The following is a 20,522-nucleotide window of genomic DNA, read 5'->3' on the forward strand; positions in this document are numbered from 1 at the left end:
GGCAGCAACGGATAGCGCTCGCTCTGCCAGTGTTCGTCGTAGGTGCCGGCATGCTGGAGGCGTGGCTGACTCCAGCGCGCCAGGGGCGCGAAGCCTTGTGCCGGCAGATCGTCATGGGGGCTGGTGAGCGGCGCCTGGGGGTCTTCGATCTGCGGGGCCGGCAGCTCGCGTACACCCTCCAGCCATTGGCGGATCTGCTGCCGAGCCTCGGGCGACACGGCTTGCAGATCAGCCTCCCCGGGCAGCCAGCCGCACCCGGCAGGATTGTCGGGGTTGTATACCCGTTCCACCTGGCCCTGTGGGTTCGCCATCACGCTGTAGCAGCCGCCGAAGGCGTAACGGTAATCGAGTGGCACCTGGCTGGTGGGCTCGGCGTTGCTCAGTTGCCAGTCCTGTCCATGGCGTTCGAAGCGGCGCGGGCCATGCAGTTGCAACAGCTTGCGCTGCGTGCCGACCCGGATGCCGGCGAGCCAGCCGGGCCTGGCCACGCCGCCCTCGCTGTGCGCGGTACCCGTGACGTAGACGTCGCTGGCCGGTTTGAACAGGCTCAGGTCGCCTTCGCGGCGTAGCACGCTTTGCAGGGGATTGGCTTCGGGATGGCCATCGTACTCATCGGCGTAAACGATGGGCGCCTGGACGTCGGCCCGCGGCAGTGGACGATAGTCGCCGGTCAGCGCGAAGGTGCCGCGCAGCACCAGCACGTCGTAAACGATGCCGCCTGGACCGGTCTTCTCGAACCAGGCATGGGGGAAGCCGCTGCGGTTATCGATCTGCACCGTATGTCCGTCGTTCGCTTGGATTCACTGCTGAGGCGGCGTGCCGGGCGTGGGCCGCTGCACCGGGGATATCGACACGCTGTGCAGGCATTCGGGGTTGTTCTGCTTGAAGGCGAAGCGCAACTGGCCCCAGGGTTGGGCACTTTCCCAGACGCTGGATTCGTTCAGCGAGCGTCCTCGGGGCGCCGTGACCAGGCGCAGGGAACCATACCGGGCTTCGATCTCGTCGCGGCCGATGCAGGCTCCGCTCAGGAACAGGCCGACGCTACTTCTGGGGTTGGCCTGCTCCTGGCTGAGCAGGGTGAAGCCGGTCTGGGCGATGCGTACGTTGTCCTGCAGCGCCACTTCGCCGCCAACCCAGCGGGTGCGGTGGGCGTCCTGCTTGTCGAGCAGCAGGGGGCTGCCCAGGGTTTGCTCAACCTTGTCCGGGCTCAAGGGCGCTTGCTGCGCCAGTCGCTCGATGGCTTGCCAGAGGCTGAAAGGGGCTTGCTTCATCTGTTCGCTCTCGTTGACTGTGGAACAGGCTGCGGTGCTCGCCAGGAGTACGCAGGCACACAACCTGAAAAAGGGCCGCTCACTCGGAGCCGACGTTATCGTCATACCAGCCGCCGTAGTAGTCGTTGTAATTGACGAACTGGCCATCGACCTTGACCGAGGACGTTTCACTGCCCCATACCCGGCCGATGCTCTGGCGTGCCGCGTCCGCGTTGTCGTTGGCGATGAACTGGTCGTAGGCAGCGTTGTAAGCCGCGTGGTTGGCAGCACTGCCGTTGATGCCGATATCCGGGCCACCATTGGCGAGTATCTCCCGCTGTACCTTGATGTTGTTCAGTACCGCCGCGCCTTCGTCTTCCAGCGCGCCACCGACATAGGCCGCCCTGGAGGACAGATCCGCCTCGTAGGGGTAGGTGGCATGGCCGACCTCATGGGCCAGCACCTGGGCGACGGTGGCCGGGTCGCTCTGTAGGTCGCCATCGATGACGATCTTGCTCACGTCCCCTTCCTGTAGCGCATAGGTGCCTTCTCCGGCGGGGCCATACTCGATATCCCAGCCTTCTGCCTTGAGCTGGCGCAGATCGTCCTGCAGGGAAGGCGATTGCGCCGCGATGCGATCCACGGCGCTGCCCAGGCCGGTGGCCACGGCAGCCGGCGTATCGCTCGCCGCGGGCGTCGTGCTCCTCAGCGTGGCGCTGTCCTGGGCCTCGGCGCCCGGGCGCTTGTCGTTACCCTGGGCCACCGGCGGCGCTTGCGAGCCCTGGCCCCGCAGTACGCCGGCGACCACCCCGAGAGCGCCGACCTGGGTGGCCGGATCGATCTTGCCGCTATGTTCGGGCGCCGGTTGTGCCGTACCCGAGTTGAGCAGGATGTCGGATGGAGCATCGGCGTGCAGGTATTCCTGTGCCTTGAAGTGGATGTCCTTGGCGCTGAGGTAGATGGCATCCGGCGTCAGGGTCAGCTGGGAGCTGCCGACCTTGAGTTCGATCTTGTCCCCGGCCGAGATGGCCCAGGTCTTGCCGACGAAATCGGTGCGGTTCAGGCCCACCGCCGAGAACATGGCCATGCCGACGTTACGGTTGTAGCCCAGGCCGACGTTGGTCATCTTGGCCATGCCGATGCTCTCGACCTTGAAGCGGCCGATGTTGACCGTCTTGTTGTGGCCAATGCTGTAGCGTTCGTTGCGGGCGATCTTCTTGGTGCGGTTGGCGCCGACATCGACTGTCTCGTTGCGGCCGATGGACTTGCTGCGGTCGCGGCCGATGGCATGGGTCTCGTCCAGCTCGACGACGATGTCCTGGTTGCGCTCGGCATGGATGTACAACTGCTCTTCGCCCTTCTTGTCCTCCATGCGGATTTCATTGAACTGCGCTGGTGTGCCGCCCTTGCTCGAGCGGCTCTTGACGCCGCTCTGGGTGGCATTGGCCGGTAGGTCGTAGGGCACGGTCTGCTCGGCGTTGTAGACACGGCCGGTGATGATCGGCCGGTCGGGATCGCCCTCGAGGAAGCTGACGATGACTTCCTGGCCGATGCGCGGGATCTGGATCGAACCCCAGTTCTTGCCGGCCCAGTTCTGCGACACGCGGATCCAGCAGGAGCTGTTCTCGTTGGACTGGTCGTGGCGATCCCAGTAGAAGTGCACCTTGACCCGGCCGAACTGATCCGTCCAGATTTCCTCACCCTTGGGGCCGACCACCATGGCGGTCTGCGGTCCCTGCACGATCGGTTGCACGGTCAGTGGCAGCGGGCGGAATACCTGGCTGGCGTCGATGCAGTCGAGGCGACTGTCGAACTGCAGCGGCTCGTCGCTGGTATTGTTCTCGAAGGATTCCTGGACGATCTGGTAGTCGGCGCTGACCGTCAGGTACTCGCGATTCTGATCGGCTCGTGGGTAGCCGGTCATGTTGAACAGGTGGCCGGAACCGATTCCCCGCGCGTTGCTGCGCAAATGGATGCGTTCGTACTGGGTATGGATGGCCTCGATGCGATTGCGCGCATACTGCTCGCCGTCCTTGCTCTGCACGTACTCGCCCGGGTAATCGAACAGCGGGTGTCCGGCGTTGCTATGGGGGCGCGAGACGATCGAGCGCACTTCCAGGCGCGCGCTGGGGCGCTGAAAGTCGTAATCGTTGAGTTCCAGCGAGCCTGACTGCACTTCATGATTCAGGTGCCAGTCGTAGATGTGGTCGCGCTCGCGCATCTGATCTTCCAAGGGGAAGTAGGGCACGCTGGCGTAGCCGGGAGCGGCCCGATGGGCGCCATAGGCGTCGCACAGCACCAGCACGTGACGGGCCTGCTCGTGGCGGAAGTAGTAGTAGATACCCTCCTGTTCGAGCAGCCGGCTGATGAAGTCCAGGCTGGTTTCGCGGTACTGCACGCAGTACTCCCACTCGCGGTAGGAGCGGCTGAGGGCGTCCTCGAAGTCGGAGAAACCGAGGTCGCGGAACACCTGCTTGACGATATCGGGCACGGTCTTGTTCTGGAAGATGCGACAGTCGGAGGTGCGCGACAGCAGCCACAGCCAGGGCTTGAGGCTGACCCGGTAACTGGCGAACTGGCCGTTGCCTGCCGCCTGGCTGCAGCGGGCAGCGATGCCGTGGAAATAGCGGTCGCTGCCGTCGGCCAGTTGCAAGGTAAGCCCCATCGGCTTGCCCAGCAGGGCATCGAGTGGCAGCGCATGATCCTCGGAGATCAGCGCCAACTCATAGGCAAAGGGACGGCTGAGCTCGTCCCGGCCTTCCATCCTGCGCAGCACCAGGGCGTCACCACCCAACGGGCTGGTGACGACGGCCATGCGTGCGTCTTGGGTAATTGCCATGTCGCGTCCTCAGGCGCAGCGGGCGTCGCTGACGCTCACTGCGTTCGGTCGAAATCGTAATGCAGCTCGTTGTTCCGCTGCGTCACACGAACCCCGGCCAGCGGTTTGCCTTCGAGCAGGCGGGTAAGGAATTCGCGGCTCATGTCCGGCAGCATGCTGTTGGTCAGGATGGCGTCGATCTGCCGGCCGCCACTCTCGTTCTCGGTGCAGCGCGAGACCACCAGATCAATCACGCTGTCGTCGTAATCGAACGGCACCTTGTGCGTCGCCTCGATGCGCTTCTTGATGCGCTCGAGCTGCAGGCGGGTGATGGCCTTGAGCATGTCATCGGAGAGCGGGTAGTAGGGGATGGTCACCAGGCGGCCGAGCAGGGCCGGCGGGAATATCTGCAGCAGCGGCTCACGCAGGGCCTTGGCGATGCCTGCGGGTTCGGGCATCAGTTCCGGGTCGCTGCACAGCCCGGCGATCATCTCGGTGCCGGCGTTGGTGGTGAGCAGGATCAGGGTGTTCTTGAAGTCGATCTGGCGGCCTTCGCCGTCTTCCATCACGCCCTTGTCGAATACCTGGAAGAAGATCTCGTGCACGTCCGGGTGGGCTTTTTCCACCTCGTCGAGCAGTACCACGCTGTAGGGCTTGCGGCGTACCGCTTCGGTCAGCACGCCGCCTTCGCCGTAGCCGATGTAGCCGGGGGGCGCGCCCTTGAGGGTGGAGACGGTGTGCGCTTCCTGGAACTCGCTCATGTTGATGGTGATGACGTTCTGCTCGCCGCCGTAGAGGGCTTCGGCCAGGGCCAGGGCGGTTTCGGTCTTGCCCACGCCGGAGGTGCCGGCGAGCATGAACACGCCGATCGGCTTGTTCGGGTTGTCCAGGCCGGCGCGGGAGGTCTGGATGCGCTTGGCGATCATCTCCAGAGCGTGATCCTGGCCGATGATGCGTTTCTTCAGGTGCTCATCGAGCTGGAGGATGGTTTCCAGCTCGTTGCGCGCCATGCGCCCGACCGGGATGCCCGTCCAGTCGGCTACCACCGAAGCGACGGCCTGGTAGTCCACCGTTGGCAGGATCAGCGGGGTTTCGCCCTGCAGAGCACTGAGACGCTGCTGCAGATCGCCGAGGGTATCGCGCAGGGCCGTGCGTTCTTCGTCGCTCAATACCGGTTGCTCGGCGCCGCCTTCACGGCTGGTGTCGTCCACCGGTTCGGCGGCGGCGCGCAAGCGGGCTCGGGTAGCCAGCAGCTCGTCGACCAGCGCCTTCTCGTCGGCCCAGCGGGTTTCCAGGGTGACCAGACGCAGGCGCTCTTCAGCCAGCGCCGCGTCGACGTCCAACAGGCGGCTGCCGATGGCCACACCGATGGCCTGTTCGCGGCCGATGATCGCCCGCTCGGTATCCAGGGACTCTATACGCCGACGGCTGTCGTCCACCTCGGCCGGCACCGCGTGCAGGCTGATGGCCACGCGGGCGCAGGCGGTGTCGAGCAGGCTCACCGATTTGTCCGGCAGCTGACGTGCCGGGATATAGCGGTGCGACAGCTTGACGGCGGCCTCCAGGGCTTCATCGAGAATCTGCACCTGGTGGTGTTTTTCCATGGTCGAGGCGACGCCGCGCATCATCAGGATCGCACGGTGCTCGGAGGGCTCGTCCACCTGCACCACCTGGAAGCGTCGGGTCAGGGCAGGGTCTTTCTCGATGTGTTTCTTGTATTCCGCCCAGGTGGTAGCGGCCACGGTGCGCAGGGTGCCGCGGGCCAGCGCCGGCTTGAGCAGGTTGGCGGCATCACCGGTACCGGCCGCGCCACCGGCGCCGACCAGGGTGTGGGCTTCGTCGATGAACAGGATGATCGGCTTGGGCGAGCTCTGCACGTCCTCGATGACCTGACGCAGGCGCTGTTCGAACTCGCCCTTCATGCTCGCGCCGGCCTGCAGCAGACCGACATCCAGGCTGCGCAGCTCGACGTCCTTGAGGCTCGGCGGCACGTCACCGGCGACGATGCGCAGGGCGAACCCCTCGACCACCGCGGTCTTGCCCACCCCGGCTTCGCCGGTGAGGATCGGGTTGTTCTGCCGCCGGCGCATGAGGATGTCGACCAATTGGCGGATCTCGTCGTCGCGGCCGACGATGGGGTCGAGCTTGCCGCTGCGCGCCTGTTCGGTGAGGTCGACGGTGAAGCGCTTGAGCGCTTCCTGCTTGCCCATGGCGCTTGGCGCGATGGCACCACTGGCTTCACCCGGCACGGCGCCGGCATCGAAACCGTCAGTGGCGCTCAGGGCGTTCTCCGGCGAGGCACCGACGATCTCGTCGAAGCGCTCGGTGAGGGTGTCGACCTTGACCTTGTCGAACTCGCGGGAGATGGCCAGCAGGGCATTGCGCAGGCTCGGCGTCTTGAGGATGCCGACCATCAGGTAGCCGGTGCGCACCTGGCTCTCGCCGAACATCAGGCTGCCGTAGACCCAGCCGCGCTCCACCGCTTCCTCGACGTGGGACGACAGGTCGGTGATCGAAGTGGAACCGCGCGGCAGGCGATCCAGGGCTTCGGTGATGTCCTTGGCCAGGCGCGCCGGCTCGATGCTGAACTGGCGCACGATCTGGTGCAGGTCGGAATCCTGCAACTGCAGGATCTGGTGCAGCCAGTGGCTCAGCTCGACGTAGGGATTGCCACGCAGCTTGCAGAATACGGTGGCGGCTTCGATGGCCTTGTAGGCGACGCTGTTCAACTTGCCGAACAGCGCGGCGCGACTGATTTCACTCATGGTGTGCTCCTTTACCTAATGACTTGTTTCCATTGCTTGCTGCATCTGGTGTCCGTGAGGGGGCAGTAGGCATGTCAGTCGATTTCATAACGCCAACCCTGCCACTCATATCCGTCCCACCAGGCGAATATTTCTCCACCAACCGCCAACAGGTGTGTGTCATTGGCCCCCAGCCGATACAGGGGGGCCTGTTTGCTTTCCTGCAACTGATCGCCATCTAGCTTGAATACGCCGTTGGCCCCCGCTGCAAGCCAGATTTGACCCTGCTGCAAAGCGAGGTTACTGATGCTGTAGTCAGCCGCATCGAGTTGCTGCCAGATATCGCCATAGCCGATCCAAAGACCGCCTTTGGCCCCGGCAATGACTACCTGATATGCGGATATGCACAGCACATCTAGCAGGCTAATGTTGGTGAAGGGCTCAATTTCGTTCCAGCGGCTCCCGTCGAAATGAAGAACTCGCCCACCATCGCCAACGGCATATAGGCAATCGCTGGCACAGCCGTGCAGCGCATTGAGGCGTTTGCCGCCTGCTGCTGAAACAATCTGCTCTTGATGGTTTTCGATCAGACGTATGGAGCCGTCCAGCGCTGCGGCATGAATGCTGCCCTGGTATGCGATGAATACGGCGTTGAAGCCATCTTCTGCTGTGGTCTGCAGCGTCTGCCAGCGAACGCCATCGAAATAGTGGATATGGCCATTCATGGAACAGGTGGCGATCCAGTCACCCCGACGATGCATATGGGTCAGCCAGTGATCGACATCGAACAGCGAGGTAGCACTCAGCCCTTCGTCGTCATAGGAAACACGATGGACGCAGGAAATGATCGCGTCTGGTTCCAGAGGTGGTTCGTAGACGTTCAATAGAACATCGGCCTGTCCTCGGCCGTTGCCACATACGGCGACAATACTGACTTGACGTGAATCGTTCATTGAAAACGTCCTTATCAGAACAACTTTGTTTTTTGGGCTTTCTTCGCAATGACTTTCTGCGGCAACGCTGCACCACGAGTGCCGGGCGCTCGCAGTTCGAACTGTTTGGGCTGCTTCATACCGCTCTTGCACATCTGGTGAAATTGCTTGTCGACCTCACGCAGCACGCATTCGGCATCGTTCTCGCTGAGACCCGGGCCGGGTTCCGGCTCGGTCAACTGGCGCTTGGCGTCGGCTCGTGCGTCCTGATAGGTCGGACTGGTCTGCTTGTCCTTATAGGCATCCCGATATCGCTTGGCATCCGCCTTCTGCATCTGCGATACCCGGCCGTGGCCGGTACTCGGATCGGTACCGTCCTCTAGCGCGATACAGGGCGCCAGCGCTTCGTCATACCCTGGGCAGATTTCCGTGAGCGTGGTGCCGCGCGGATAGCAGAAGTGCGAATTCTGGATGACATGGTGGGATTGGTATTCCACTCCAGTCTCCTGCTTGATGGCCTGGCAGCGCTTCTGTTGCTCGCTATGATTTTTAACCGGTGTTCGTTCCAGTGCCTCGTCACAGTTCATGACGGCCATGGCCATTTCATCCATGTACGGCCAAGGCGGCGTATTGCCGGGCATCGACCCATGGTTGTGAGTGGTCAGATCCATATGGCGGACGACGTTGAGGCCTTCGACCTTGACGTTCATCGACCAACTGGTGAAGTACACCTTGCCCTTGATCTTGCCGGTAAGAATGCCTTTCTTCGGTGCGCAGCCGGGCTCGTCACCATAGCTGGTCTTGAAGTGGCTCTTGTTCTTGCGCATGACCTCCTTGCGGGTGATCTTCACACTGCGCGTACCGCGGCTGGTGTCTTTGGCCAACCCGGTATTGGGATAGGGAATCGGTATGCCCATGGGCGTGGGCGGTGCCTGCGGCGGGGTGAAGCAGACGTCCGGAAAGGCCGCGACGGATTTGCCGCTGGCCGACTTGCAGGCAATCTCCATGTTGTTGGCGAAGACCTGATTGGCCATCAGCACGCCTCCCTGGTTCGGCAGTGGCCGCTGCCGAGATGGAGGTCATCGGCATCCTCGATCGGTTGCCCGAGCCAGGTATCGAAGCCGAGTCGGTAATCGCCGGCCAGGGTAGCCTGCGGTACTTCCTCCTGTTTGAGCACCAGGTTGGTGTCCCAGTCCAGTTCTTCACCGAGGTATTCGGCCACCCAGGCCACCAGCTCGGCGAGCAGCGGCTGATCCGGCAGGAAACGTCGGTACTGCGCCAGGCTCAACGGGCCCAGGCGCAAGCGAAACTTGTGTTGCCGATCCCACACGTGGGTGCCCAGGCACAGGTCCACGCCGAGGCTGCAGGTGGCGGCGCCCAGGCGGCTGTATTCCGGCAATTGCAGCCACTGGCCGACGTACTCCTCGAGCGCCACCGGCACGCCGAAGTACTCGCTGAGGATCGCCTGCAGGCCATCCGGATAGCGGGTCTGCGCGGCCAGATGGCCGGTGAAGTAATAGCGTGCGGCGTCGTCGATCGGGCCCTGGCCCATCAGGCTGTGCATGCCGCGGCCGGACAGGGCGCCGAGGCGTGGCGACCAGTAGTCATCGTCCGCGCGATCCTGGCTGACGGTGGGCCGGGCTTCGGCCCAGGCACGGTAGAACAGGGTCAACAGACGATGGTTGAAAACGTCGAGAAAGCGCTTGAAGGTGGCGTCGCCATGGTGCCGCTGACGCTCGCGGGCGTGTTCGGTCAGGTGCAGCGGCAACGGGCCGTTGGGGCCGGTCAGGCCGAAGAAGAACTGCTCGATGCGCGGTGTGCCGGTGCTGTCGTGGATGACGCTGGCCAGGGTCGAGGGCGCGAAGCCGCAGTCCGGCTTCTGCCCGAGGCGCAACGGGTCGTCGACCAGGCGCACGGAATGGCCGAGACGCGGGTGTTCGGGGTATTCGCACTCGATGCGCCGCATGGCCTGGAAGAAGTCATAGTTCCAGGGGGCTTCGGCCATCGCCGCCAGTGTGTCTACAGGGTCGGCCGACATCCGGGCTTGGCCCTCCATCGCATCACTTCGCCCCGTTCGCTGGTGCGCAGCACCGTTTCGGTGAAGCTGTTGATCGATACGTAACGTGTCAGGAAACGCTCCAGCACCGAGCCGAGCAGGAACACCCCGGTACCGCGGAAGGCGTTCTCGTCGAACTCCAGGCCGATCTCCAGGCCGCGACCGAAGACGATCGGCCCGGGCATCGGCAGACGTCGCGTGCAGGCCTTGCTGCTGACCTGACGCAGACCGTCGATCTGCAACTGCAGGGCGTTGTCGCCGGCGTCACCGTACAGGCGCATCAGTTCGCGCAGGGCGGCAGCGCCCTGGCCCTGCTCGCTGAGCGACAGATAGTTGAGCGACAACTGGCTGATCAGGCGCCAGGCGCTGGCATCGTGGGCCCGGCTGGCCCGCGGTCGGCTGGGGCCGGCCAGGCAGCGCACAGCGACCACCGGAGCACTGTCCTCCAGGGTGAAATCGCTACGCGTCCCGCCGATCGGCATCGACAGCGGCAGGTCGCGATTGGTGCACAGTGCGGCGATGCCCAACTGGCGCAGGTCGTGGCGATAGGGCGCCTGGTTGGCGTCGACCAGAGAGATGAAGGTCTCGCTGCCGATGTAAGTGGAGCGTGGGCCGTTACGGCGCTGTTTGCTCGACAGCACGCGAGGCTCGCGGCGCAGGCTGTACCAGGCCTGTTCGCGGCCGTAGCGCGAGGGATCGCGCACCGCATAGAACGGCTGGAAGGGTTGCTCCGGGCCGCTGCCATGGCCACTGACTTCGGTGATCGAATGGATCTCGAAGTCCTGCGGGCGTGTGCGGTCGGCGATGATCTGATGTTCGTGGACGCGGTCGCTGAGGTGAATGCGGTCGGCGCGCCGGGCGAACAGGTTGATCGCCGGGGTGCAGAACAGGCGGAACTGCTCGGCGCCGATGCTGTTTTCCAGGCTGTTGTCGAGGCGATTGAACAGCACCACGATCTCCAGCTCCTGGCTGGTGTTGCGTTGCACGGCGCGTTTCAGTCCGCTCAGTTCGACGAACAGGAAACGGTTGGGCAGGGCGAAGTATTCCTGCAGCAGGCGATAGCCCTGGAAGGCCCGGGGCACCACCAGCAGTGCGGCGTCCTGGTCGTCGAAGCCGCGCGCGCGCAGGCTGTCGGGCGGCAGGCGCTCGATCCATGAGCCATCGACGGCCCGCACGAACAGGGCACAGGCATTGCCGAGCAGTTGTTCGTAAAGACGGAAGGGCTGCTCGTCGGCGCCGTGCAGGAAGAACGTCAGGGTATCCAGATCCAGGGCATTGAACGGCAGGCCGGCGCCGGTACGCAGGCGCAGCTTCAGGCCGGCCTTGGCACCGGGTTCGCTGGCGGCCAGGCGACCGAGCTGAGTCGTCGGGTTGCCGAAATAGCTGGCCTGGGTCACTTCCAGCGGCCATAGCGTGACCGGCTGGCAGGTGCGGTATTCGCAGGCGGTCTGTGCTTCGCTGCCGAGCAGGCCGCGCAACGAGGCACCGCGTTCGAGGGTGAAACCGCTGCTCAGGGAGCCTTCGTTGGGATCGGCGCACAGTTGCACCACGGTCATCGACGGGGTCGGTGCCAGGTAGTGCGGGTAGGCGATCTCCAGCAGGTTGTGGGTGAAGGTCGGGTACTCGGCATCGAGCTTGAGCTGCACCCGTGCGGTCAGGTAGGCGAAGCCCTCGAGCAGGCGTTCCACGTAAGGGTCGGCGCACTCCACGCCGGAAAGCGTCAGACGGCTGGCGATCTTCGGGAACTCGCCGGCGAACTCTTCGGCGCTCTCGCGGATGTGTTGCAGTTCCTGGTTGTAGTAGCCGAGCAGGCGCGGGTTCATCGTCGTCTCCGTGATGCGTCGGCGGGTAATACCTGAACGTGGCCGGTTTCCAGATCCAGCTCGGTGGTGAGCAGCAGACGCAGCGGCATGGGGTGCGCCCAGAGGTCGCCTTCGATCTCGAAACTCAGCGAGTTGTGGCTCATCTCCTCGGCTTCCTGACGGGCGCGTACGCGCAGAGAAGAACGCACGATGCGCGGCTCGAAGTCGGCGATGGCCTTGGTCATCAGGCGTTCTACCGCCTGGATATCGATACTCGAGGCACTGTGCCCGGCCAGCGGTGGCAGGCCGAAATTGACCACCGAGCTGCCAGCCCGGGTCAGGGCTTCGTTATCGCTGGTGAGCGGCGCGACGGTGTTGAACAACCACGCCAGATCGCGCAGCACCGAGGCACGCAACTGGTTGAGGGTCAGCACGCGCTTGTCGACGCTTTCCGCCTGGTTGCCCGGATCGTCGTCGAGCAGGCGGTCGAGCAGCGCGGGCTGCAGGCGTTCCTGACGTTTCAGGTCGGCCATGTCGCTGCATTCCTGTGGTCGAAGCTCAGTGTGCGGACATCGAACAGGGCCTGTTCGCCCTGATCGAAAGCGAGCAGACGCTGGCCGAGTGGCAGGCCGTTGTCCTGCCATTCGGTCTTGCGCGCCAGGCGCACCGCACCGTCGGTGCTGCTGTGGCTGCCAGGGTAACGGCTGGGGATCAGCGCCACGGTGCTGCCGCCATTGGTCAGAGTCAGCTGGGCCGGCAGCCAGACCAGGTCGCGCAGGTCGCTGGGCGCTTCCAGGCTGAGGCTGGCGATGTTTTCCATGGGCAGCCAGACGTAGCGGCCATTGACGATCAGCTCGAGCACCGGGCCGAGGCGCGGGTCGGCATCGGCAAGCCAGGCGAAGGGGGCTTCGTCGAGTTTGCCCGGCACCGCGGCGGCTGCTTCGAAGGCCTGGTCGCGCAGGCTCTGGGCCGCCTCGGCGTTGCCCTGGGCATCCTGCTCCAGGGCCAGGATCAGCGGCGCCACCCATTCGGCGGGTTGGCCGAGTACCACCGGGGTGGTGCGTCCGGCGAATACTTGCTCGCGCAGGGCTTCGCAGTTCAGCGCGGTGCTGTAGGTCTGCACCATGGGCAGGCAGGCGGCATCCAGCTCGCCTGCCACCTTCAACTGGTTCTGGGCGCGGCTCCACTGGCCCATCACGGCCAGCAGCTGGAACAGGAATACCCGAAGCTCCGCCTTGGCGGGCTGCGTCCGAACCTGATCCTGCAGCGCCTTCAGTGCTTCGTCGAGCTGTGCGTTACGCAGGTGTTCTTCGGCGGTCATCGTCATTCCCTGTACTGGCTCGGCACCACTGCGCTGCAGTGGTCATAAGGCCCGCGGCTCTCGCTATCTGGCGAGGTGCAGGTCGGGCCGTCGAAAAAATCGGTCTACTCAAAACCATCAATGCCCGGCGCAGTGCCGGGCATTGATGTGCGCCCGAAGGTCGGGCGGGCTTACACCTTGACGTTCTGGCGGATGTTCCAGCCGTACTTGACCGGGCCGCCTTCTTTGGCGCCGTCGGCTTTCTGCGGCTGATAGTCGACCAGAACCTGGGCGAAGTTCAGGGTGACGTTTTCGGTGAGGCGATCTTCGCCACCGCTACCGCCAGTGCTGATGGAAGACACCAGAACTTCCTTCAGGGTGATGATCAGGTACTCGACCTGGGAATCGCCACCGGCCTTGCGGATGGTCAGCTTGGCTTCCGGATAATGCTTGCCGCTGGAGCAGGCCATCATCAGGTTGGGGCTGGATTTGTCGACGTACTTGGTCAACGACAGATCCTGGATGTTGACCTTGCCGGCACCGCCGCCACCGCCAACATGCATCGAGCCGGATTGGCTCATGCCCCAGCTCCAGGCCAGTACGTCGACTTCGTCGGCGTGGGTCTTGTCCTTGGACTCGCCTTTGACGTCGCCAATCTTGATGAACATATCAACAGCCATCATTCCTCCTTTTGTGGCTTGTGCCACTCTGTTTCAACTGCGTCCGCGAGGGCGGACGCCACAGTGACGAACCTCAGGCCCCCTTGGCCGAAGGCAGTTTGGATACCAGGCGCAGCGACACGGTCAGCCCTTCGAGCTGGTAGTGCGGACGCAGATAGAACTTGGAGCTGTAGTAACCGGGGTTGCCCTCGATTTCCTCGACCACCACCTCGGCTTCGGCCAGCGGGTGCTGGGCCTTGGTGGTTTCGGTGGAGTGCGCCGGGTCACCGTCGACGTAGTTGAGGATCCAGTCCTGCAACCAGCGCTGCATTTCGTCGCGCTCCTTGAAGGAGCCGATCTTGTCGCGCACGATGCACTTCAGGTAGTGAGCGAAGCGGCAGGTGGCGAACAGGTACGGCAGGCGCGCGGCCAGGTTGGCGTTGGCGGTGGCGTCCGGATCGTCGTATTCGGCGGGCTTGTGCAGCGACTGGGCGCCGATGAAGGCAGCCAGGTCGGTGTTCTTCTTGTGCAGCAGCGGCATGAAACCGTTCTTCGCCAGTTCCGCCTCGCGGCGGTCGGAGATGGCGATTTCGGTCGGGCACTTCATGTCCACGCCGCCATCGTCGGTGGGGAAGGTGTGCGCCGGCAGGTTGGGTACTTCACCGCCGGATTCGACGCCGCGGATGCGCGAGCACCAGCCGTACAGCTTGAACGAACGGTTGATGTTGACCGCCATGGCGTACGCCGAGTTGGCCCAGGTGTACTTGCTGCTGTCGGCGCCGTCGGTTTCTTCCTCGAAGGCGAACTCTTCGACGGGATCGGTCTTCGCGCCGTATGGCTGACGGGCCAGGAAGCGCGGCATGGTCAGGCCGATGTAACGCGAATCCTCGGAGTCACGCAGCGAACGCCAGCCGGCGTATTCGGGCGTGGTGAAGATCTTGGTCAGATCGCGCGGGTTGGACAGTTCCTGCCAGGAACCCATGCCCATGACCGTCGGCGAGGCCGCGGAGATGAACGGCGAGTGCATGGCCGCGGAGATCTTGGCGATCTCGCCGAGCAGTTCGACATCGGGTGGCGACTGGTCGAAGTAGTAGTCGCCCACCAGGCAGCCGTAGGGCTCGCCGCCGAACTGACCGTATTCCTCTTCGTAGAGCTTCTTGAAGATCGGGCTCTGATCCCAGGCGGTACCCTTGAATTTCTTCAGGGTCTTGTGCAGTTCGGGTTTGGAGATGTTGAGCACGCGGATCTTCAGCTGCTCGTCGGTCTCGGTGTTGTTGACCAGATAGTGCAGGCCACGCCAGGCGCTTTCCAGCTGCTGGAAGTCCGGGTGGTGCATGATCAGGTTGACCTGGGCGGTCAGCTTGGCATCGATCGCCGCGATGATCGACTCGATGGACTTGATCGCGTCATCGGAGATCAGGTCGGTCTTGCCCAGTGCGTGTTCGGCCAGGGTGCGTACGGCGGTTTCCACCGCTTCGCGGGCGCGCTCGGTCTTGGGTTTGAATTCTTGCAGCAGCAGCGAAGCGAATTCGCTGGTCTGTTCGGTAGTGGCGGCCGCTTGCGCGGAATCCTGAATCAACTGGGCCATCGGGACGTCCTCTTAAGCTTGCGGCTCGTTGTCTTGGGGCTTGGGAGCGCTAGCCAGCGCCTGCAGCAGCGCCGGATCCTTGATCGCCTTGATGATCAGCTCTTCTGCGCCGGTCTTGCCGTCCATGTAGGTCAGCAGGTTGGCCAACTGGGTACGAGCCTCGAGCAACTGGTTCAGCGAGTCGACCTTGCGGGCGATGGCTGCCGGGCTGAAGTCGTCCATGCTTTCGAAGGTGATGTCCAGGCTCAGGTTGCCTTCGCCGGTCAGCGCGTTGGGCACGTGGAAAGCCGCACGCGGCTTCATTGCCTTGAGGCGCGAGTCGAAGTTGTCGGCGTCGATTTCGAGGAACTTGCGGTCGGCTACGGCGGCCTGGGGTTCGACCGGTTTGCCGGCGAGGTCGGCCATCACGCCCATGACGAAGGGCAACTGCACCTTTTTCTCGGCGCCGTACAACTCTACGTCGTATTCGATCTGTACCCGCGGGGCGCGGTTGCGCGCGATGAATTTCTGGCTGCTGGTGTTGCTGCTCATGTTGCTCCTCCTGTGCATGTGCACTGGCTTCGTCGGCCATGGGCCGGTAGCGATGTGCGTAGGGCTTCCCTGAAGATCCACCGCACGTTAGTCGTATTCGGGGCCACGCAGGTTTTCGAACTGCGACATACCGTCGGGAATCAGATTGCGCACGATTTCCGCAAAGTCTGCGGTTACCAGCTTCTGCGCGCGCGTCAATAAGACCGGAACCGGGCTGGAAGGTTCGTGCTGGGCGTAATACTCCAGCAGTCGATCGAGCGTGCGCAGCACGTCGTCACGGCTGGCGATGCGTCCTGGCGCTATCGGCGCCTGGCGCGGAGCCTGTTCTACGCTTCCGTTTGCCGTGGCCGAATCGGCCTGCTGGGTCGCTTCGTCGGCATAAGATGACTCGCCACTGGCCGCAGGTGCCTGGTCGTTGAATATCTGTCTAGCGTGGCGCAGCACCTGTTTCAATACTTCGAGGTTGGCGCTTTGCGCCGAACCGACCCGCTCGCTGAGCAGGCTTTCGATATCGGCGAGCGCCGCGCTGGCTTCGTCCAGCGCCGTGCGGGTGCTGTCGAGCAATTCCACATCGGTGTCGAGGAAGGCGCCGCGTAATTGATCCGCGGAGAGGTTTTCACTGGCGAAGCGCTGCAGATCCGCCGCGTTCAGGGCCGCGCGGATGCTCACCGAGCCGAAGGCGCGTGAGCGGGTGATGCTGGCTTCACGAAGCAGCACGATCACCGGCTCGGCGCTCAGGGCGTTGAGGGCGTTGATGCGGATGGTCGGGTCGTTGTCGTCGTCGGCATCCAGCTGGGGATAGACACCGTCCCAATACTGGGTGAGCAACTCACGAACCAGGGTCAGGCTTTGTGCCAGACCAGTCAGGCCGTCGAGGGCAATGGCGCTCTGCAGGTAGAGATTGGCCAGACGCAGATCCTTGCTGCGTGCGAACAGTTCGCTGGCGCGCTCACGAACCTGGCGCCAATCCGGCGGTTCGGCCGCGATGACCGACTGGCCCATCTGGCGTTCCGGCTGGCCTTGCGCGAGGCGCTCCAGCTCGAGGAAGTCAGCATCGTATTCGAGGTCTTCCCCGCATGGGGTTTCGTCGGATACTGCGTTGAGCAAATGCGACACATCCACCACGTCAGGTGCTCTCCATGTCAGGCCTGAAAGTCGAAATGAATCATTGTCGGCTGGCTTCCTGCCGACCTGAACTCATTATGAAAAGCGGCTAAATGCCACTATTCAGGCAGGGTTTGATGCCAATCGTGGCCATTCTCCGAGTGCTCTCCGATCATTGTCAAGCAAGGGTAAGGCGGTAGAAACTATCGCGACGCACAGTATTTCCTTCTTCTGTGCGGTGACTCACAACCGCCTCGATTTTATTCCCGCCTGACCATTGAACCGTATCGGGTAAGGGAAAAAAATAGAGTGCTTTGCCCATCGACGATGGTTTCGTCGACGGCACATGCTATTCGTCCGCACTGCAAGGAGCCGCAATGCCGCTGCGTTTGGTCATCACCACCTATCACAAGCTGACTCCCGGGCAACGGGCCGAGGTCGAGCTCGATCGGGGTGAGCTGAAAATCGGGCGCAGCGTCGGCAATGATTGGGTGCTGCCGGATCCCGAACGGCTGGTGTCCAGTCAGCACTGCGTGATTCAGTACCGCGACGGCATCTACTACATCACCGACACCAGCACCAATGGCGTGATTCTGCAGAACGCCGGTACGCGCCTGCGTCGCGGCAGCAGTGAGCCGCTCGAAGATGGCGAGGTGCTGAAGATCGGCGAATACGAGATTCGCGTGCAGATCAGCGGCATTGCGCTGGCGGCCGCGCCTGCACCGAGTGGCGCGACGGATGACCCGTTCAACAGTTTCGAGGCACTGCTCAACCGCAGCGCGCAGCCACTCGAGATGCCGCCGGTCAATGCCCCCGCAGCGTCCGTTACACCATCGCCACGGCGCGATTCGCCGTTCGACACCAAGCCGGATCTGTTCGATTTCCTCAGCCCTCCGGCGGCCGTGGCGCCATCGGTCTCCGATCACCTACCGGCCCAGCACCATGATTTTCGGCCACCCCGACCGTCGCAACCGGCGGCGCCTGCAATCGATACGGCTACGCCGCCTACCCCTCCGGCCTCGGTGATTCCGGCGGATTGGGATCCTTTCGCTGATCTTCAGGCCGCCTCTGCGCCGCCGATTCCCGATCCGTTCGCCGAGACGTCGAGGGGCGAGGCAGTGGCGGTGCCGGATCCGTTTGCCGAGTTGCCGCCGATGCCCGCCGTGGAAATCCCCGCCTTCGCAGTGGATGAGCCGCCGGTGCAACCGCTGCCGGTTGTCGAGCCGATAGTGGCACCTGCACCTGCACCTGCACCTGCAGCGCCGGCTGCCGATGATGGTGAGCTGATGGAGGCATTCCTGCGTGGTGCCGGTCTGCAGCAACTGCGTCTGGATCGTGCCGCCGCTGCTGCGCAAATGGAGGCCATCGGACGCAGTTACCGCCTGATGGTCGAAGGGTTGATCGACGTGTTGCGTGCTCGCGCCAGTCTCAAGGGCGAGTTCCGTATGGCGCAGACCATGATCCAGCCCATACAGAACAATCCACTGAAGTTCGCGCCCAATGTCGACGAAGCGCTGCTGTTGCTGCTACGCCACGACAATCAGGCGTTCATGGCGCCCGATCAGGCGGTTGGCGAGAGTTTCGACGACCTGCGTGCTCACCAACTGGCCCTGATGGCTGGCGTGCAGGCGGCCATCAAACATTTGCTCGCGCGGTTTGAACCGAGCGAGCTGGAAGGGCGTCTGAACAAGCCGAGCGGCCTCTCGGCCCTGCTGCCCAATGGCCGCCGCGCCCATTACTGGGAACTGTTCACCGAACTCTACGCGACCATTTCCCAGGAGGCCGAAGACGGTTTTCAGGAGCTGTTCGGTCGCGAGTTCAGTCGTGCTTATGAGGAACACATCGCACGATTGCGAGGCCGTTGAGATCACCCGGCTCGCGCTGTCGCGAGCCAGCTGCACCTACTGAGGAAGCGTTATGCAAAGGATTCTGACACTGCTGGTTTTTCTGCTGCTCGGCGCCTGCGCGTCCGGCCCGGGCAAGCCGGTACCCACTACCGTTGAGCTGCAGGTGCAGGCCAGCCGCGATCTCAACCCGGCGCTCGAGGGTGCGGCAGCGCCGGTATGGGTGCATGTCTATCAGTTGCGCAATGCCTCGACCTTTTCCCGTGCCGACTTCTTCTCGCTGGTCGACCGTGCCGACGCCACCCTGGCCGGCGAGCTGATCGAACATGATCGTTTCGTGGTGCGCCCCGGTGAAACCCAGCGCAAGTCACTGACCCTGGATGATGCCACCCGTCACCTCGGTGTGATCGTGGCCTATCGCGCCCTCGACCGCTCGGTCTGGCGTCAGGTCATCGAAATCCCTGCCCATCAGGCAAGCGCCCTGCGCCTGCAGCTGGACGCCTATGCCATCAGCGCCATGCCGCTGACCCCTCTTGAGTGACTGGAGACCCATTCATGTCCTGGAACAATCGTGTCGTTTGGTCGGAGGGGATGTTCCTGCGGCCGCAGCACTTCCAGCAGCAGGATCGCTACATCGAAACCCTGGTGGAAGGACGTAACCATGCTTCGCAGCCTGGCGCCTGGGGTTTTTCCCAATTGCTCATCGACAGCGCGCTGCTGACCCAGGGCAAGTTGGCGATTCTGTCGGCGCGCGGCCTGTTGCCGGATGGCACGCCGTTCAACATTCCCGAGAACGATGCTGCGCCGATTCCGCTGAACATCGATGACAGCCTGCGTGATGGCGTGGTCTACCTGGCCCTGCCACTGCGTCGTGCTGGCGTGCGCGACACCGTGGAAAGCGGCGAGAGCCTGGGCTCGGCCCGTTATCAGAGCAGCGTGCACGAGGTGCGTGACGACAACTCCTCGCTGGAAAGTCGTGCGCCGGTGGCCATCGGTTCCCTGGCGCTGCGCCTGATCACCGAACGTGACGGCCTCGACGAGCATGCGGCGATCGGTATCGTGCGCGTGGTGGAAAAGCGCGAAGACCGCAGCCTGCTGCTGGACGACAGCTACATCCCGCCGCTGCTCGACGTCAGCGCCTCGCGGCCGCTCTCGGCGTTTCGAAACGAACTGCTCGGCCTGCTGCACCAGCGCGGTGAAGCCCTGGCGGGTCGGGTGGTCGCTTCCGGTGCCGGTGGCGCGTCGGAAATCGCCGATTTTCTGCTGCTGCAACTGGTCAACCGTGCCCAGCCGCTGGTCGCGCACCTGGCGCGCATCACGCCGCTGCATCCCGAAGTGCTGTACCGCGAGCTGGTGGCGCTGGCCGGTGAGTTCGCCACCTTCACGGCCAGCGAGCGGCGACCGGGCGAATACCCGGTCTATGAGCACGACGATCTGACCACCACCTTCGCACCGGTGATGCTGGCCCTGCGTCAGGCGCTGTCGATGGTCATCGACAGTCGCGCCATCCCCATCCCCATCGTCGAGAAATCCCATGGCGTGCATGTGGCGATGCTGGCCGACAAATCCCTGCTCGATTCCGCCAGTTTCATCCTGGTGGTACGTGCGGACGTGCCGGGCGAGAGCCTGCGCAGCCATTTCCCGCAGCAGGCCAAGATCGGTTCGGTGGAGCACATCCGCGATCTGGTCAACCTGCAACTGCCGGGCATCGGCCTGCTGCCGCTGCCGGTGGCGCCACGCCAGTTGCCGTACCACGCCGGCTCCAACTATTTCGAACTGGATCGGGGTAGCGACCACTGGAAGCAGCTGATCCACTCCGGCGGCTTCGCTTTCCATATCGCTGGCCAGTTCCCTGGTCTGAACCTGGCCTTCTGGGCCATCCGAGGCTGACGCG

15 protein-coding genes and 2 pseudogenes are annotated in these 20,522 nt (G+C 63.6%); 3 read left to right on the forward strand and 14 right to left on the reverse strand.

Annotation, left to right across the window (positions count from 1 at the left end; translation table 11 throughout):
* From DNK06_RS10170 to tssA, 14 genes and pseudogenes are all read right to left on the reverse strand, one after another.
* Positions 1-776, reverse strand: a 776-nt coding sequence (locus DNK06_RS10170) for a DUF2169 family type VI secretion system accessory protein (protein WP_131179919.1), incomplete at its 3' end; no start/stop codon positions are given.
* A gap of 24 nt (positions 777-800) precedes the next feature.
* Positions 801-1,271: a hypothetical protein gene (locus DNK06_RS10175; protein ID WP_131177310.1), complete on the reverse strand. Its 471-nt coding sequence runs from the start codon at positions 1,269-1,271 to the stop codon at positions 801-803.
* 961 nt (positions 1,272-2,232) lie between these two features.
* Positions 2,233-4,089, reverse strand: a pseudogene (locus DNK06_RS25285) (type VI secretion system Vgr family protein); the annotation flags it as partial.
* A 35-nt stretch (positions 4,090-4,124) separates the two neighbouring features.
* Entirely contained in the window at positions 4,125-6,833 is a 2,709-nt protein-coding gene (tssH, locus tag DNK06_RS10185) for a type VI secretion system ATPase TssH (RefSeq protein ID WP_131179921.1), read from the reverse strand.
* 74 nt (positions 6,834-6,907) lie between these two features.
* Positions 6,908-7,765, reverse strand: a complete 858-nt coding sequence (locus DNK06_RS10190; protein WP_131179922.1) for a hypothetical protein — start codon at positions 7,763-7,765, stop codon at positions 6,908-6,910.
* Positions 7,766-8,346: 581 nt separating this feature from the next.
* A pseudogene (locus tag DNK06_RS10195) lies at positions 8,347-8,778 on the reverse strand (DUF4150 domain-containing protein); the annotation flags it as partial.
* Complete coding sequence (tssG, locus tag DNK06_RS10200; protein ID WP_131179923.1) at positions 8,778-9,800, reverse strand: type VI secretion system baseplate subunit TssG; 1,023 nt, start codon at positions 9,798-9,800, stop codon at positions 8,778-8,780. The gene tssG and the pseudogene DNK06_RS10195, both read right to left, overlap by 1 nt.
* Positions 9,764-11,623 (reverse strand): type VI secretion system baseplate subunit TssF, encoded by a 1,860-nt coding sequence (tssF, locus tag DNK06_RS10205; RefSeq protein ID WP_131179924.1) that lies wholly within the window; start codon positions 11,621-11,623, stop codon positions 9,764-9,766. Before tssF ends, tssG begins: the two co-directional genes overlap by 37 nt.
* The gene (gene tssE / locus DNK06_RS10210; RefSeq protein ID WP_131179925.1) at positions 11,620-12,135 is read right to left on the reverse strand and encodes a type VI secretion system baseplate subunit TssE; all 516 of its coding nucleotides are present in this window, start codon (positions 12,133-12,135) and stop codon (positions 11,620-11,622) included. The genes tssF and tssE overlap by 4 nt, the downstream gene beginning before the upstream one ends.
* Positions 12,123-12,923 (reverse strand): type VI secretion system accessory protein TagJ, encoded by an 801-nt coding sequence (locus DNK06_RS10215; RefSeq protein WP_131179926.1) that lies wholly within the window; start codon positions 12,921-12,923, stop codon positions 12,123-12,125. Before DNK06_RS10215 ends, tssE begins: the two co-directional genes overlap by 13 nt.
* Before the next feature lie 170 nt (positions 12,924-13,093).
* Entirely contained in the window at positions 13,094-13,582 is a 489-nt protein-coding gene (locus DNK06_RS10220) for an Hcp family type VI secretion system effector (RefSeq protein ID WP_131179927.1), read from the reverse strand.
* A 73-nt stretch (positions 13,583-13,655) separates the two neighbouring features.
* Positions 13,656-15,149 carry a type VI secretion system contractile sheath large subunit gene (gene tssC, locus DNK06_RS10225; protein WP_131179928.1) on the reverse strand — a complete coding sequence of 498 codons (1,494 nt, stop codon included), beginning with the start codon at positions 15,147-15,149 and terminating at the stop codon, positions 13,656-13,658.
* A 12-nt stretch (positions 15,150-15,161) separates the two neighbouring features.
* Entirely contained in the window at positions 15,162-15,680 is a 519-nt protein-coding gene (tssB, locus tag DNK06_RS10230) for a type VI secretion system contractile sheath small subunit (protein ID WP_131179929.1), read from the reverse strand.
* 87 nt (positions 15,681-15,767) lie between these two features.
* Complete coding sequence (gene tssA / locus DNK06_RS10235) at positions 15,768-16,805, reverse strand: type VI secretion system protein TssA (protein WP_131179930.1); 1,038 nt, start codon at positions 16,803-16,805, stop codon at positions 15,768-15,770.
* Between the two features lie 356 nt (positions 16,806-17,161).
* Between tssA and tagH the strand changes: the two genes are divergently transcribed.
* Genes tagH through tssK form a run of 3 tightly spaced genes read left to right on the forward strand, consistent with a single transcriptional unit; the run spans position 17,162 to position 20,518 of the window.
* A complete protein-coding gene (gene tagH / locus DNK06_RS10240; RefSeq protein WP_131179931.1) occupies positions 17,162-18,649 on the forward strand; it encodes a type VI secretion system-associated FHA domain protein TagH in 1,488 nt (495 codons plus the stop codon).
* 52 nt (positions 18,650-18,701) lie between these two features.
* A complete protein-coding gene (tssJ, locus tag DNK06_RS10245) occupies positions 18,702-19,169 on the forward strand; it encodes a type VI secretion system lipoprotein TssJ (RefSeq protein ID WP_131179932.1) in 468 nt (155 codons plus the stop codon).
* 14 nt (positions 19,170-19,183) lie between these two features.
* Positions 19,184-20,518 (forward strand): type VI secretion system baseplate subunit TssK, encoded by a 1,335-nt coding sequence (tssK, locus tag DNK06_RS10250; protein ID WP_131179933.1) that lies wholly within the window; start codon positions 19,184-19,186, stop codon positions 20,516-20,518.
* Positions 20,519-20,522: the final 4 nt, after the last annotated feature.

Origin of the sequence: Phytopseudomonas daroniae (genome assembly GCF_004327285.1) — a bacterium.
Classification (GTDB): Bacteria; Pseudomonadota; Gammaproteobacteria; order Pseudomonadales; family Pseudomonadaceae; genus Aquipseudomonas; species Aquipseudomonas daroniae.

Coding starts and splice junctions, on each gene's coding strand:
- DNK06_RS10175 (WP_131177310.1), bottom strand. CDS start 1,271: ATGAAGCAAGCCCCTTTCAGCCTCTGGCAAGCCATCGAGCGACTGGCG.
- tssH (WP_131179921.1), bottom strand. CDS start 6,833: ATGAGTGAAATCAGTCGCGCCGCGCTGTTCGGCAAGTTGAACAGCGTC.
- DNK06_RS10190 (WP_131179922.1), bottom strand. CDS start 7,765: ATGAACGATTCACGTCAAGTCAGTATTGTCGCCGTATGTGGCAACGGC.
- tssG (WP_131179923.1), bottom strand. CDS start 9,800: ATGGAGGGCCAAGCCCGGATGTCGGCCGACCCTGTAGACACACTGGCG.
- tssF (WP_131179924.1), bottom strand. CDS start 11,623: ATGAACCCGCGCCTGCTCGGCTACTACAACCAGGAACTGCAACACATC.
- tssE (WP_131179925.1), bottom strand. CDS start 12,135: ATGGCCGACCTGAAACGTCAGGAACGCCTGCAGCCCGCGCTGCTCGAC.
- DNK06_RS10215 (WP_131179926.1), bottom strand. CDS start 12,923: ATGACCGCCGAAGAACACCTGCGTAACGCACAGCTCGACGAAGCACTG.
- DNK06_RS10220 (WP_131179927.1), bottom strand. CDS start 13,582: ATGGCTGTTGATATGTTCATCAAGATTGGCGACGTCAAAGGCGAGTCC.
- tssC (WP_131179928.1), bottom strand. CDS start 15,149: ATGGCCCAGTTGATTCAGGATTCCGCGCAAGCGGCCGCCACTACCGAA.
- tssB (WP_131179929.1), bottom strand. CDS start 15,680: ATGAGCAGCAACACCAGCAGCCAGAAATTCATCGCGCGCAACCGCGCC.
- tagH (WP_131179931.1), top strand. CDS start 17,162: ATGCCGCTGCGTTTGGTCATCACCACCTATCACAAGCTGACTCCCGGG.
- tssJ (WP_131179932.1), top strand. CDS start 18,702: ATGCAAAGGATTCTGACACTGCTGGTTTTTCTGCTGCTCGGCGCCTGC.
- tssK (WP_131179933.1), top strand. CDS start 19,184: ATGTCCTGGAACAATCGTGTCGTTTGGTCGGAGGGGATGTTCCTGCGG.